We start from the raw sequence: 13,993 nt of genomic DNA, 5'->3' as shown, positions 1-13,993 counted from the left end.
CTGGCGCTTCAGGGCTTGAGCCAGGTGCCCTGGCTCTGGGCCTCGCAGTACGGCTGCAAATATGCCGCGTCGGTGGCAACGCCGTAATAGTGAATATCCTGGCGGTAGGGCATATTGGCGGCTTGGGCGTTGCTGCAAATACCAAATGCGCCGCCGGGGCATTGATCGACATACTGCACCTCGACTTTCTGCCCCGCCAGGTTCGGCTGGCAGAAACCATCGGCGAAGAGTTTTGGCGGGATGTTGCGGTTCTGCTGGCAAACCTGGACATCAAGCCGCTCGGTCTGGCTGTGAACCACACAAGCCTGGGCCAGCGCCTCGCCTGAAACGAGTGCCAGGAGCAACGACAAGCCAATCAACCGCATCCATCACCTCCTCAGAAATCATCGACCATGCTGCAGAATATCCCCACTCATGTCATTGCCGGCCCGTTGGGCGCCGGCAAGACCAGCCTGATCAAGCACCTGCTGGCCCAGCGCCCGGCTGGCGAGCGGTGGGCGGTGTTGATCAACGAGTTTGGCCAGATCGGTCTCGACGCTGCGCTACTGACCCGGGACGCCGATGGTATCGCACTGGGGGAAGTGGCCGGGGGCTGCTTGTGTTGCGTCAACGGTGCACCGTTTCAGATTGGTCTTGGGCGTTTGCTGCGCAAGGCGCAACCGGATCGGCTGTTCATCGAGCCCTCGGGGCTGGGGCATCCGGCGCAGTTGCTCAGGCAATTGAGCGAAGCGCCGTGGCAAGGCGTGTTGGCTGTCCAGCCTTGTGTACTGGTGTTGGATGCCCAGGCGCTCGCCGCTGGCAAACCGCTGCCGGATGTTCAACATCAAACGCTGGGCCATGCGGGATTGCTGCTGTTGAACAAGTCTGAAGGTCTCGACGAAGACAGTCGCCAGCGAATCGCCGGGCAATTGCCGCCTCTCCCCCTGTGCTGGACACAACAGGCGGCTTTACCCTTGAGCGAGTTGCCGGGGCTGAATGCCAAAGCGCGGGCAGGTGTGGATAACTTCGTCGTGCCCAAGGGCCTGGCGCAGCTGCCGGCGGTCTGGAGCGACCCCGCGTTGCCCATTTGCCTGAGTCAGGAACAGGACGAAGGCTGGAGCATCGGATGGCGTTGGCACCCAAGCCAGGTGTTTGATGCCGCTCTGATTGGCCGGTGGCTTGAAAGCCTTGGCTGGAGGCGGGCAAAGCTGGTTATCCACAGCGCCCACGGGTGGGTCTCGGTGAATGCGGTGGATAACTCGGTGCTGGACTGGCAGCCCAGTGAATGGCGGCAGGATTCGCGTATCGAGCTGATTTTCAGTGAGGCGCGGAATGCAGAACGACTGCAGCATGAGCTGGCAGCGTGCCGATCCGGATCGGGTTAACGGCTCACGGCCGCCACTTGGTATGGTCCTGACGCCACTGGCTCAGCTCGATCACTTCCGCGCGAGGTTTCGCTACTTCGACCACAGGTTCGGTTTCATCGAAGGGGACCGGGTAGGGCGCCAGCTCGATCTGTGCACTGTGTGTGCCGAACTGAGTGATGGTGCCGTTGTGGCGGGTTTCGCCCGTCACGGTGAATTCGAAGTTATACACACGGGCCAGGCGTCGGCGACCACTGGCATCCTTGATGAACGCGATTCTTTTCAAGGCCACGTTGCCGTCCAGCAATTCGATCCCGAGTTTGCCGCAATGCTGCTTGACCCGCTCCAGTGCGCGCTCGCGCAAGCCGTGGTTGTGCCATAGCCATGCGCCGGCAGTGGCGAACAGCATCAGCACGAATATATTTCCAAGGGTCAGCATCAACAGGGTGCTCCAACAAGATAGTGTCAGCTTAACTGCGTCGCTGGTCTGTCGTACAGGCTGCGTTTAGTCGCATACTGCGCGGCTAGAATTTCAATCGTTTTACGGAAATCCACCGCATGAAACGTACTCCGCATTTGCTCGCTATCCAGTCCCACGTGGTATTCGGTCACGCCGGCAACAGTGCCGCGGTTTTCCCGATGCAACGGGTCGGGGTGAATGTCTGGCCGCTCAACACTGTGCAGTTCTCCAATCACACCCAGTACGGTCAGTGGGCCGGTGAAGTGCTGGCGCCGCACCAGATCCCCGACCTGGTCGAAGGTATCGCGGCGATTGGCGAGCTGGGCAACTGCGATGCGGTGCTCTCCGGTTACCTCGGCAATGCGGCCCAGGGCCGGGCGATCCTGACGGGGGTGGCGCGGATCAAGTCGATGAATCCCAAGGCGCTGTACCTGTGTGACCCGGTCATGGGACATCCGGAGAAGGGCTGCAGTGTTCCGGCGGAGGTCAGTGATTTCCTGTTGGAAGAGGCCGCCGCCGTGGCGGACTTCATGTGCCCGAACCAGTTGGAGCTGGACAGCTTCTCCGGGCGCAAGCCGCAATCGCTGTTCGATTGCCTGGCCATGGCGCGTGCATTGCTGGTGCGCGGCCCGAAAGCGGTGTTGGTCAAGCATCTGGACTATCCAGGCAAATCGGCAGAGGTCTTCGAGATGCTGCTGGTGACGGCTGAAGGCAGCTGGCATTTGCAGCGCCCGTTACTGGCGTTCCCGCGTCAGCCGGTGGGCGTGGGCGATCTGACGTCCGGTCTGTTCCTGGCGCGTGTGCTGTTGGGCGACAGCCTGGTGGCCGCGTTCGAGTTCACAGCGTCGGCGGTGCATGAAGTGCTGCTGGAAACCCAGGCCTGTGCCAGCTACGAGTTGGAACTGGTACGGGCTCAGGACCGGATTGCCCATCCGCGGGTACGGTTCGAGGCTACACCCATCAGTCTCTGATTCGGCGCTGCCCCAATCGCGAGCAGGCTCGCTCCCACATTGGATCTTTGTCGTACACAAAATCTGTGTCCACTGAAATCAACTGTGTGCGAGCCTGCTCGCGATGGGGGCTAGAGTCGCGACAAGATTCAGACGTCGCCCTTGATCTCCTGATAGCGCTTTTCCGACTCCTGACGAATCTGTCGGCGCTGCTGCGCCTGCATGTAACGACGCTTGTCTTCGCTATTCTGCGGTTGCAGCGGTGGTACTGATGCTGGTTTACGCTGGTCATCCACCGCGACCATGGTGAAGAAGCAACTGTTGGTGTGGCGCACCGAGCGTTCACGGATGTTCTCGGTCACCACTTTGATGCCTACTTCCATGGAGGTATTGCCGGTGTAGTTGACCGAGGCGAGAAAGGTCACCAGTTCGCCGACATGGATCGGCTCACGGAAAATGACCTGATCCACCGACAGGGTCACCACATAGCGGCCGGCATAACGGCTGGCGCAGGCGTAGGCCACTTCGTCGAGGTATTTGAGCAGGGTACCGCCGTGAACATTGCCAGAGAAGTTGGCCATGTCGGGGGTCATCAATACCGTCATCGACAGTTGGGCGTTTCCGGGTTCCATAGCATTCTCACGGGTCAAGGCCAGGTTTGAGGGATGCACCTCTGCGGGTGCCTCGGCGGTTTTTTCAAACCAACAGTTATCGGGACGCCGGGTGCCGGGTCGCCGTCACGCCGGATCGATCTGTTTCCATATATTGCACCGCCTTTCTGTCGGAAGTCGCGGTGTTACGCTGCAAAAGCCCGGACGCAGGGACTTTTCCTACGCGTAAAGCAGACTTTTGTTCGGTTCGATCAGACGTATTCCTGCGTCTGTGAATCGGGCAACTTCAATCAGGGAGCCGCTCGCCATGCATGCCATCAGTTTCATTCAGGATCTGGCAGTGATCATGTTGATCGCAGGTGTGGTCACCGTGGTTTTCCATCGCCTGAAACAACCGGTGGTACTGGGATACATCGTCGCCGGCTTCATCATCGGCCCGCACACCCCGCCATTCGGCCTGATCCATGATGAAGAAACCATCAAGACCCTGGCCGAGCTCGGTGTGATATTCCTGATGTTCTGCCTGGGTCTGGAATTCAGTCTGCGCAAGTTGTTCAAGGTCGGCGCCACGGCGTTCATCGCGGCATTCCTGGAAATCGTGCTGATGATCTGGATCGGCTACGAGATCGGTCGCTGGTTCGACTGGAACACCATGGACTCACTGTTCCTCGGCGCGATCCTGGCGATTTCCTCGACCACCATCATCGTCAAGGCGCTCAACGATCTGAAGTTGAAGAACGAGCGATTTGCCCAGTTGATATTCGGTGTGCTGATCGTCGAGGACATTCTGGGCATCGGCATCATCGCGCTACTGTCCAGCATCGCGGTCAGCGGTACGGTCAGCTCCGGCGAAGTGTTTTCCACGGTCGGCAAACTGTCGCTGTTCATGATCGTCGCGTTGGTCATCGGCATCCTGATGGTGCCGCGGCTGTTGGCCTACGTCGCCAGATTCGACAGCAACGAAATGCTGCTGATCACGGTACTGGGCCTGTGTTTTGGCTTCTGCCTGCTGGTGGTCAAGCTTGAATACAGCATGGTCCTCGGGGCATTCCTGATCGGCGCGATCATGGCTGAGTCCCGGCAACTGCTGAAAATCGAGCGTTTGATTGAACCGGTTCGCGATCTTTTCAGTGCGATTTTCTTTGTGGCCATCGGGCTGATGCTCGATCCGGCGATCCTGCTTCAGTACGCCTGGCCAATCGCCGTAATCACCGTAGCCGTGGTGCTCGGCAAGATGTTGTCCTGCGGCCTTGGTGCATTTATCGCCGGCAATGACGGACGTACCTCGCTGCGGGTCGGGATGGGGCTTTCACAGATTGGCGAATTCTCTTTCATCATCGCGGCACTGGGCATGACGTTGCAGGTCACCAGCAACTTTTTATACCCCGTGGCTGTGGCGGTTTCGGTGATCACAACCCTGCTGACGCCCTATCTGATTCGCGCGGCTGATCCATTGTCGATCAAGCTCGCCGGCGCCATGCCAGAACGTCTGGGACGGGTGTTGGGGATGTATGGCGAATGGCTGCGCAGCATCCAGCCTCAGGGTGAGGGTGCGTTACTGGCATCCATGATTCGGCGGATTTTGTTGCAGGTGGGAGTCAATCTGGCGCTCGTGATCGCAATCTTCTTCTCGGGCGCGTATTTCGCCGAACGCATGTCGGCCTACCTGCAAGCCTGGATCAGCGACCCGAGCTGGCAAAAGGCATTGATCTGGGGTGGGGCGCTGCTGTTATCGCTGCCTTTTTTGATTGCGGCGTACCGAAAGCTAAAGGCACTGTCGATGTTGCTGGCGGAAATGGGCGTGAAGCCGGAGATGGCCGGGCGCCACACGCAGCGAGTGCGCCGGGTGATCGCCGAAGTGATCCCGATCCTGTCGCTGCTGGTGATCTTTTTGCTGTTGGCAGCCTTGTCGGCCAGTATTCTGCCGACCAACAAGTTGCTGATGCTGATCGCCGTGGTCGCGGCCGCCGTGGCGGCGCTGCTGTGGCGTTGGTTCATTCGTGTGCATACGCGGATGCAGGTGGCGTTGCTGGAAACCCTCGACAATCACAAGGAGTCGTCCGGGCACTGACCACCCAGCGGCGTTGACTGGGTCAGCTTTCCAGCCAGACGTCCCGTGCCCAGTGCCACACCGACTCCCAGGTTTCTTCGGCGATCAGCTCTTCTTCGGCCTGCCAAAGCACCACGGTGCCGTCTTCTTCGACGCAATAGTAGTCATCACCGTCCTGGCAGATCGGGATCAGGCTGCGATCGACGCCGGCGTCCCAGGCGTTGGCGGCAACGTCGGGCAGGTAGGTGTGGGATTGCGGGTCGGTCACGGTGACCGGTTCCAGGCTGCCGTAGACGACGTCGCTGACGGTCAGCAGAAACTCTCTGAAGACGAACGGAATGTCGATGAACAGTTGTTCTTCGATTTCGACCAGCAGGTCTTCGTCGGGCAGTTCCAAGGGGACCGGTACCGGTTCGTTGGCTTCACGCAGTTGTTCGATGATTTCTTCCACGTCCGGGATCCTCTTGCTTGTATGGCGCGGTTTATATGGGGCGGTTTATACAGTAGCTTGCTATAGATGCAACCGCGAAATAGAAAACCCCGGCCTGGGCCGGGGTTTTGTTTACAGCAGATGAAGTTCTACGCGGGATCAGCCGTTCTGGCGGATACCGGCCACCAGCCAAGGCTGGTTTTCGCCCTGTGCACGTTCCATGTTCCAGCTTTCGCTGAAGACTTCGCCCTGGTCGAAACGCGAGGTTTTCGACACCCCAGTGAACGTCAGGGTGGCGATGGTCTTGTCGGCGCGATCGTCCACACCGTCCAGCTGTACATTGAGGTTATCGATGTAGGTGGACTGGAAACCGTCGCCCAGGTCTGCACGCTCACGCTTGAGGAACTCCAGCATTTGCGGAGTCACGAACTCGGCGATCTTGTCCATTTCGTTGGCGTCCCAGTGCTGTTGCAGGGACTGGAAGTGATTGCGCGCCGCTTCGACGAAGTTTCTTTCGTTGAACCAGGCTGGCGCGTTGATCACCGGGCGAGCGGCAACAGGTGCTGCCGAGCCACCGAAGATCGAACCGCCGGCAGGCTTTTGTTCGAACGCTTCACGTTGCATCGGCGCATGGCCGGCCGGAGCGTACTGCTCCTGCTGCTTGCGACGACGGGCGGCGATAAAGCGGAAGACCAGGAACGCAATGACGGCCATGATCAGGATGTCGAAGATCTGCATGCCCTGGAAGCCGTCACCCATGAACATGGAGGCCAGCAGGCCACCGGCCGCGATACCGGCCAATGGGCCGAGCCAGCGCGAAGCGCCACCGGCCTTGGCAGCGGCGCCAGCGGCACCGGCAGCACCAGCGGTCGCCGCAGCGCCGCCCATGCCTGGAGAAGAAGGAGCCATCTGGCTGGTCTGGTGAGTCGGCGCAGCGCCTGCGCTTTTGCCACCACCGAAGCGCTTGGCGGCATTGACGTCGAGACTCATCGTCAGGCCGATGCACAACGCCATGGCGATGCTAAGAAAACGTTTCATAAAGGGAATTCCCATTTGTGGAAGGCACGCGCGCCATGTTGCACAGGTGAAGTGTTACTGGCTAGCGGCAGAGTGTTTCGGGCTTTTGCCTGACAGGTCGTGTTCAGCTCCCGTCAGTGCAAGAAGGCCTTTTGACTTTGATCTGTCAGATGAGTGGATAGGGTTTGTAGGACGGTCGCCTAGCGTCGCAGAGCCAGCATGACCACCCCGGCCGTGATCAGGCCGATTCCGCCCCATTGGCGCAGGTCGAGTTTTTCACCCAGCAGGACAACGCCAAGAACAGCCACCAGCACCACGCTGAGTTTGTCCACTGGGGCAACCAGTGACGCCGGACCGACCTTAAGTGCGCGGAAATAGCAGACCCACGATGCACCGGTGGCAAGGCCCGACAACAGCAGGAACAGGTAGCTCTTCGCAGAGATCGATCCCAATGACTGATATTGGCCCGTGGCGTACAAAATCAAGGCCAGGCTGACCAATACCACTATCGTACGCAGCAGGGTGGCGAAGTCGGAGTTGACGTTTTCGATGCCCACTTTCGCGAAAATGGCGGTCATTGCCGCGAAAGCCGCCGATAACAGGGCCCAGAATGTCCAGGAAGAAAAAAAGCCCGAGCCCATTTTTCAGTGCCTTTAGTCAGTGCGACCTAAATAGCTTCCAGCTTGGCGTAACCCAGCATCAGCCACTTGCTGCCTTCGCTGAAGTTCACCTGCACCCGGGCCTGAGCTCCGGCGCCTTCGAAGTTCAGAATCACGCCATCGCCAAACACCGAGTGGCGCACAGTCTGGCCCAGGCTGAAGCCGGTCTGCGGAATCTCGCTGCCGCTGAACAGGTTGCTGCCACTCATCGACTGGTTGCCACCGAACGGACGGCTGACGCTGTTGGACAGCCGCACCTCCTGAATCAGGCCTTTCGGAACTTCACGTACGAAGCGCGACACCTTGTTGTAGGTCTCGCTGCCATAAAGGCGTCGGGTTTCAGCATAGGTCATCACCAGGTTCTGCATGGCCCGGGTGATGCCTACGTAGGCCAGACGACGTTCTTCCTCAAGGCGGCCAGGCTCCTCCAGGCTCATCTTGTGCGGGAACAGACCTTCTTCCATGCCCACCAGGAACACGTAAGGGAATTCCAGGCCCTTGGCGCTGTGCAGGGTCATCAGCTGGATGCTGTCTTCGTGCTCGTCGGCCTGGGTGTCGCCAGCCTCCAAAGACGCGTGACCGAGGAACGCCGCCAATGGCGTCAGGTCTTCGTCTTCTTCACTGTTTTCGAAGTTGCGCGCGGCGCTGACCAGTTCCTCAAGGTTTTCTACCCGTGCCTGGCCTTTCTCGCCTTTTTCCGCTTCGTGATAGGCAATCAGCCCCGACTGCTCGATGACGGTCTGGGTCATCAGGTGCAGTGGCATTTCCATGCATTTGGCGGCGAGGTTCTCGATCAGCTCGATAAACGCGCCCAAGGCGCCGGCCGCACGACCGGTCAGGCCTTTGTTGGCCACCAGTTGGCGCATCGCTTCCCACATCGATACATCGCTGTGGCGCGCATGGTCGCGGATCGCTTCGACGGTTTTCTCGCCGATGCCACGGGCCGGCACGTTGATGACCCGTTCCAGCGCGGCATCGTTGCCACGGCCTTCGAGCAAGCGCAGGTAGGCCATGGCGTTCTTGATTTCGGCGCGTTCGAAGAAGCGCTGACCGCCATAGATGCGGTAGGGAATGCGCTCGCGCAGCAGGGCTTCTTCCAGAACCCGAGATTGGGCGTTGGAGCGGTACAGAATCGCGATATCGCTGCGAGACAAGCCGGTTTTCAGCGCACTTTCGATGGTTTCGACAACGTAGCGTGCTTCGTCGTGCTCGTTGAAGGCGGCGTACAGGTTGATCGCTTCGCCTTCGCCGCCGTCTGTCCACAACTCTTTGCCCAGGCGCCCGGTGTTATTGGCGATCAAGGCGTTGGCAGCCTTCAGGATACCGGCGGTGGAGCGATAGTTTTGCTCCAGGCGAATGGTTACGGCGTCCGGGAAGTCTTCGGAATACTGGTAAATGTTCTCGATTTTCGCGCCGCGCCAGCCGTAGATGGACTGGTCGTCGTCGCCCACCACCATCAGGCTGTCGCCACCCTTGGCCAGCAGGCGCAACCAGGCATATTGCACGGCGTTGGTGTCCTGGAACTCGTCCACCAGGATGTGCCGGAAGCGCTTTTGATAGTGAGCAAGCAGGCCTGGGTGATCGCGCCACAGATCGAGGGCGCGCAGCAGCAATTCGGAGAAGTCGATGACACCCGCACGCAGGCAGGCGGCCTCGTAGGCTTCATAGATGCCGCGCATGGTCGCCAGGAACAGGTCGCCACTGGCCTGGATGTGTTGCGGGCGCAGGCCTTCGTCTTTCTGCCCGTTGATGAACCACTGGGCCTGACGGGCCGGCCAGCGCTGTTCGTCCAGGCCGAGTTCGCGGATCACCCGCTTGACCAGCCGCTGCTGGTCATCGCTGTCGAGAATCTGGAAGGTCTGGCTCAAGCCCGCTTCCTGCCAGTGCGCCCGCAGAAGGCGGTGCGCCAGGCCGTGGAAGGTGCCGACCCACATGCCGGCCGGGTTGATACCCATCAACTGCTCGATGCGCTGGCGCATCTCGGCAGCAGCCTTGTTGGTGAAGGTCACCGACAGAATGGAGTGGGGCGAGGCGTTTTCGACCTGGATCAACCAGGCGATACGGTGCACCAGCACTCGGGTTTTACCGGAACCAGCACCGGCCAGGACCAACTGACGACCCACGGGGGCTGCTACGGCCTGGCGTTGGGCATCGTTGAGGGAGTTCAGCAGAAGGGAGAGATCATCGCGCATCGGGGCATTCTAGGGGGCCGCGACACACCGGGCAAACCCCGCTTCGCTTTAACCGATGAAAGTTATGCGAAGGACGACCGGTCAGTCATCGGCTGCAGGCGTTGGCAGGGCATGCCTTGAGCATTTTCAGTGACATCGGCAGCCGAAAAATTTGGCGATTTATTGATCAGCAGCAGTTTGGTCCGGGCAATTGCTTGTGTATGCTCCGAGCAGTTTCGGGCACATGCTCATCATTATAAGAACAAGAACATCGCCTATGACCCTCAGCTTCGACCTGTCGGGCCCCACTGTGGAACCCCGGGTGATCCGTAAAAAGTACGCCATGGAAATGGCGGTCGAACGCACGCGCCTGTTGTATCAAGGTTCGCTGTTGCCCACGTTGTTCATGCTGATCAATGGCCTGGTCTGTGCCGGTTTGCTCTGGAGCCCGCAGCGCTATTTCCTGGTCAGTGTCTGGCTGGTTTGGTTGTTGTCATTGGTGGCATTGCGAGTGATTCAGGTCGCCGCCTTCGATTCGGCCATTCCCAACCGTCAGGCCCATCCCATTTGGCGACGGATGTTTTTGCTGGGCTCCGGCCTCACCGGTCTGACCCTGGCGGGTGCCGGCATCGCCCTGGTTCCCGCCGATAATTTCATTCAGCAAGCCTGGGTCTTCGGCCTCATCGGTGCCGCGGCGCTCTCGGCCAGTGTGGCTTATGCAGTCAGCTTGCCGGCCTTTCTGTCATTCACCTTGCCCTGCCTGTTGCCGGCCATCGCCTATATGTTTTGGGTGGCTGACGAGCAGCAGCAAGGTTGGGGCTGGTTCGGGCTGATCCTGCTCGGTGCATTGAGCGTGGTTGCCTGGCAAGTCAATCGATTGATCGACCGGGGCTTGATGCGACGCTTTCAGAACCAGGCGCTGATCGAGCATCTGCAACAGGCGCAAAGCTGCAGTGACCAGCTCAATCAGAAGCTGGCCAAGGAAATAGAACAGCGCCGACGTGCCGAGGACGATTTGCGAGAGATCCAGGTCGACCTGGAAAACCGAGTCGCTCAGCGCAGCCTGGAACTGGATGCCGCCAACCAGGCACTGAGCAAGAGTGAAGCGCGTCTGGCGCTGGCATTGAAGGCCAGCGAGTTGGGGTTGTGGGACTGGAATCTGCAAACCGACGAAGTCCATCACACGCAGATTCAGGAATTGTTCGGCCTGGAGCCGGAGCAGGTCACGGCATTATTGCGCCACCTCAAACCGCGCCTTCATCCCGAGGATCTTCCTGCGCTGAAAAGGGCGCTGGTCGAGCATTTGAAGGGTCGCACCGAGGACTATCAAATCGAGTATCGCGTGCGGCATGGCGACGGCCACTGGGTCTGGATCGAGGACCGCGGGCGGGCAGTCGAGCGTGCCGACAACGGCCGGGTGATTCGCATGGTCGGCACTCGCCGCGATATCAGCGCGAGCAAAGGCCTGGAAGAGCAGCGGCAACTGGCGGCGACCGTGTTCGAGGCGGCCAGCGAAGGGATCGTGATTTTCGATCCGAACTACGTCCTGATCGCGATCAATCAAGCCTTCAGTCGGGTGACCGGCTATGACATCGACGACATGATCGGGCGCAATGTCGTTGAGTTGCCATGCAGTCGTGATGCGCGTCGGCATTACGCCGCAATACATCAGGCGCTGGAGCAGCAAGGCAGCTGGCAGGGCGAATTGGTGGAGACCCGCAAGAACGGCGAGATGTATCCACAATGGCTGCAACTGAATGCCGTGCGCGATACCCGGGGAAATGTAAGCCATATTGTGGGCTTCTTCGCTGATCTCTCAGCCCGCCGAGAATCCGAAGAGCGTATGCGCTATCTGACCCATTACGACGAGCTTACCGGTCTGGCCAACCGCGCGATGTTTCGCGAACGACTCAACGAGGCTCATCAACGAGTGCGACAGGGCGGTTATCGCAGCCTGGCGTTGCTGCACATCAATCTCGATCGGTTCAAGCAACTCAACGACAGCCTGGGACATGAAGTCGCCGACCAACTGTTGCAGAAAATGGCCCGGCGACTGGTGAATGCGTTGCCTGAAGCAGACACCATCGCGCGCCTTTCCGGTGATGAGTTTGCCGTGCTGTTCAACGCCTACGGCAACCTGTCGAGCCTGGCCCGGGTGGCGACTCGCCTGGCGAACAAGTTGCGCCTGCCGGTGACCATTGACGGGCATGAGCTGGTGGTCAGCGCGTCGATGGGCATCAGCCTGTTGCCGGACAGCGCTCGGGAAATATCGGCACTGGTCAGTCAGTCGAACATGGCCATGCAGCACGCCAAGCACCTGGGTGGCGATAATTTCCAGTTTTACACCGATAGCTTGCAAGCCAGCACGCTGGAGCGTTTGCAGCTGGAAAACCACTTGCGCAAAGCCATCGAAGACAAACAACTGAAGGTGTTTTACCAACCGAAACTGTGCCTGGCCACTGGCCGGTTGAATGCCGCCGAAGCCTTGGTGCGTTGGGATCATCCGACCATGGGCCGTGTGCCGCCGGGGGATTTCATCGGCCTGGCTGAAGAAACCGGATTGATCGGCCCGATCGGTGAGTTCGTGTTGCGTCAGGCTTGCTGGCAAGCCTGTGAGTGGCAGCGGCAGGGGTTGGAAGCGATTCGGGTGTCGGTCAACCTGTCGGTGCATCAATTGCGCCAGGGCAAATTGGTCAGCCTGGTGCGGCAGGTGCTGGAAGAGACCGGGCTGGCGCCGCAACTGCTGGAGCTGGAACTCACCGAAAGCCAGTTGCTGGACAGCGTCGAACACATCATCGCAACCTTCCAGCAGTTGCGTGATCTCGGGGTGAAACTGGCCATTGACGATTTTGGCACCGGTTACTCATCTCTGAGCTATCTCAAAAGGATCCCGGTGGATTACGTGAAGATTGATCAGGCCTTTATTCGCGGGTTGGGAGAGGGTACCGAGGATGCGGCGATTACCCGGGCCATCATTGCCATGGCTCACGGCCTGAAGCTGAAGGTCGTGGCGGAAGGGGTGGAGCGGGAAGAACAGCTTGAGTTCCTGAAAGCCGAACGCTGCGATGAAGTACAGGGTTATTTGATCAGCCGCCCGGTCGAGGCCGAGACGTTGGCCGGTTTGCTGCACGCGCAAGCCGCAAGCTGACAAGGATACGCAAGGCGCTTTTGTCCATTAAAACGCGCACTCGGCGCACCTGGACAGGCGCCATGGGTGCTACATGAAGCGCGGGCACCTGAAATCGAGGGATTCGGTAACGCATTGAGCAGGCAAAAAGCCAATTCATGTAGTATAACTACAAGCGTGCTACATCCCCGGCACCTGCCAATAACAAAGAGTCCAGCCCTTTGAATCTGCTGCAACACATCGCCCAGTCTCGCCACCTGTTACGCAAGTCGGAGCTCAAGGTCGCCGACCACGTGCTGCTTGATCCTGCGGCCGTGATGCACAGTTCCATGGCCGACCTGGCCCACAGCGTGGGCATCAGTGAACCGACCATCGTGCGGTTTTGCCGTGCCATCGGTTGTTCCGGCTTTCAGGACCTGAAGCTGAAGCTGGCCCAGAGCCTGGCGGCAGGTGCGAGTTTCGGCCAGTTTGCGATTCACGAAGACGATTCGGTCGCCGACTACAGCCTGAAAATCTTCGACACCACCCTGCATACGCTGATGGAGGTTCGCGAGAAGCTCGATCCGCTGGAATTGCAGCGGGCGGTGACGCTGATGTCCCAGGCCCAGCGCGTCGAGTTCTACGGTTTCGGTGCCTCGGGTGCGGTCGCGGCGGACGCCCAGCACAAATTCTTCCGCTTGCTGCTCACCGCTGCGGCGTATTCCGACCCGCACATGCAGGCGATGTCGGCCGTGACGCTCAAGCCAACCGACGTGGCGATCTGCATTTCCCAGTCCGGGCGTTCCAAGGACCTGCTGATCACCGCCAACCTGGTGCGCGAAAGCGGCGCCTCGTTGATCACCCTGTGCCCGAGCCAGACGCCATTGGCCGAGCTGTCTACGGTCAATCTGGCGATCGATGTGCATGAAGACACTGAGATCTATACGCCGCTGACTTCGCGCATCGCTCACCTGGTGGTGATCGACGTGCTGGCGATGGGCGTGGCCATGGCCCGTGGCCCGAGCCTGGTCAACCACCTCAAGAGCGTCAAGCGCAGCCTGCGCAGCTTGCGGTTGTCACCCAAGTCGGTGAAAGCGCTGGACGACTGACGTCGTCGTAAGGTCGTTCCGACCTTAATCGCGAGCAGGCTCGCTCCCACCTTTGACCGCAATCTCCTGTGGGAGCGAGCTTGCTCG

12 protein-coding genes are annotated in these 13,993 nt (G+C 59.7%); 5 read left to right on the top strand and 7 right to left on the bottom strand.

Annotated features, from left to right (window positions below; genetic code table 11):
* Positions 1-8: 8 nt before the first annotated feature.
* Positions 9-365 carry an NADH:ubiquinone oxidoreductase gene (locus AC3ITA_RS28570; RefSeq protein ID WP_489279010.1) on the bottom strand — a complete coding sequence of 119 codons (357 nt, stop codon included), beginning with the start codon at positions 363-365 and terminating at the stop codon, positions 9-11.
* Between the two features lie 27 nt (positions 366-392).
* On the opposite strand from AC3ITA_RS28570, the gene AC3ITA_RS28565 reads away from it, so the two are divergent.
* Entirely contained in the window at positions 393-1,364 is a 972-nt protein-coding gene (locus AC3ITA_RS28565) for a CobW family GTP-binding protein (protein ID WP_489279008.1), read from the top strand.
* A gap of 4 nt (positions 1,365-1,368) precedes the next feature.
* Here AC3ITA_RS28565 and AC3ITA_RS28560 read toward each other — a convergent pair whose 3' ends face one another.
* Positions 1,369-1,782: a DUF3301 domain-containing protein gene (locus AC3ITA_RS28560; RefSeq protein ID WP_489279006.1), complete on the bottom strand. Its 414-nt coding sequence runs from the start codon at positions 1,780-1,782 to the stop codon at positions 1,369-1,371.
* A gap of 119 nt (positions 1,783-1,901) precedes the next feature.
* On the opposite strand from AC3ITA_RS28560, the gene pdxY reads away from it, so the two are divergent.
* Complete coding sequence (gene pdxY / locus AC3ITA_RS28555; RefSeq protein ID WP_150671914.1) at positions 1,902-2,774, top strand: pyridoxal kinase PdxY; 873 nt, start codon at positions 1,902-1,904, stop codon at positions 2,772-2,774.
* 128 nt (positions 2,775-2,902) lie between these two features.
* Here pdxY and AC3ITA_RS28550 read toward each other — a convergent pair whose 3' ends face one another.
* Complete coding sequence (locus AC3ITA_RS28550; RefSeq protein WP_046038855.1) at positions 2,903-3,385, bottom strand: acyl-CoA thioesterase; 483 nt, start codon at positions 3,383-3,385, stop codon at positions 2,903-2,905.
* A 286-nt stretch (positions 3,386-3,671) separates the two neighbouring features.
* Here AC3ITA_RS28550 and AC3ITA_RS28545 point away from each other — a divergent pair, with 286 nt between their 5' ends.
* Positions 3,672-5,435 carry a cation:proton antiporter gene (locus AC3ITA_RS28545; protein ID WP_095946418.1) on the top strand — a complete coding sequence of 588 codons (1,764 nt, stop codon included), beginning with the start codon at positions 3,672-3,674 and terminating at the stop codon, positions 5,433-5,435.
* A 22-nt stretch (positions 5,436-5,457) separates the two neighbouring features.
* On the opposite strand, the gene AC3ITA_RS28540 is transcribed toward AC3ITA_RS28545, so the two are convergent.
* From AC3ITA_RS28540 to uvrD, 4 genes are all read right to left on the bottom strand, one after another.
* Positions 5,458-5,865 carry an SMI1/KNR4 family protein gene (locus tag AC3ITA_RS28540; RefSeq protein ID WP_003187120.1) on the bottom strand — a complete coding sequence of 136 codons (408 nt, stop codon included), beginning with the start codon at positions 5,863-5,865 and terminating at the stop codon, positions 5,458-5,460.
* A 138-nt stretch (positions 5,866-6,003) separates the two neighbouring features.
* On the bottom strand, positions 6,004-6,882 hold the full coding sequence (locus AC3ITA_RS28535; RefSeq protein ID WP_095943446.1) for a Tim44 domain-containing protein: 879 nt from the start codon (positions 6,880-6,882) through the stop codon (positions 6,004-6,006).
* Between the two features lie 179 nt (positions 6,883-7,061).
* Positions 7,062-7,502, bottom strand: coding sequence for an EamA family transporter (locus tag AC3ITA_RS28530; protein WP_150671915.1), 441 nt, complete (start codon positions 7,500-7,502; stop codon positions 7,062-7,064).
* Positions 7,503-7,528: 26 nt separating this feature from the next.
* Entirely contained in the window at positions 7,529-9,712 is a 2,184-nt protein-coding gene (uvrD, locus tag AC3ITA_RS28525; RefSeq protein ID WP_095943444.1) for a DNA helicase II, read from the bottom strand.
* 256 nt (positions 9,713-9,968) lie between these two features.
* Here uvrD and AC3ITA_RS28520 point away from each other — a divergent pair, with 256 nt between their 5' ends.
* Both AC3ITA_RS28520 and hexR read left to right on the top strand, forming a co-directional pair.
* On the top strand, positions 9,969-12,839 hold the full coding sequence (locus AC3ITA_RS28520; RefSeq protein ID WP_489279003.1) for a putative bifunctional diguanylate cyclase/phosphodiesterase: 2,871 nt from the start codon (positions 9,969-9,971) through the stop codon (positions 12,837-12,839).
* Positions 12,840-13,039: 200 nt separating this feature from the next.
* A complete protein-coding gene (gene hexR / locus AC3ITA_RS28515) occupies positions 13,040-13,906 on the top strand; it encodes a transcriptional regulator HexR (protein WP_007954250.1) in 867 nt (288 codons plus the stop codon).
* Positions 13,907-13,993 lie beyond the last annotated feature (87 nt).

Source organism: Pseudomonas sp. GL_090 (genome assembly GCF_057837765.1).
The sequence above is the reverse complement of the archived record's forward strand: the minus strand, read 5'-3'. Positions and strand labels throughout refer to the sequence as shown.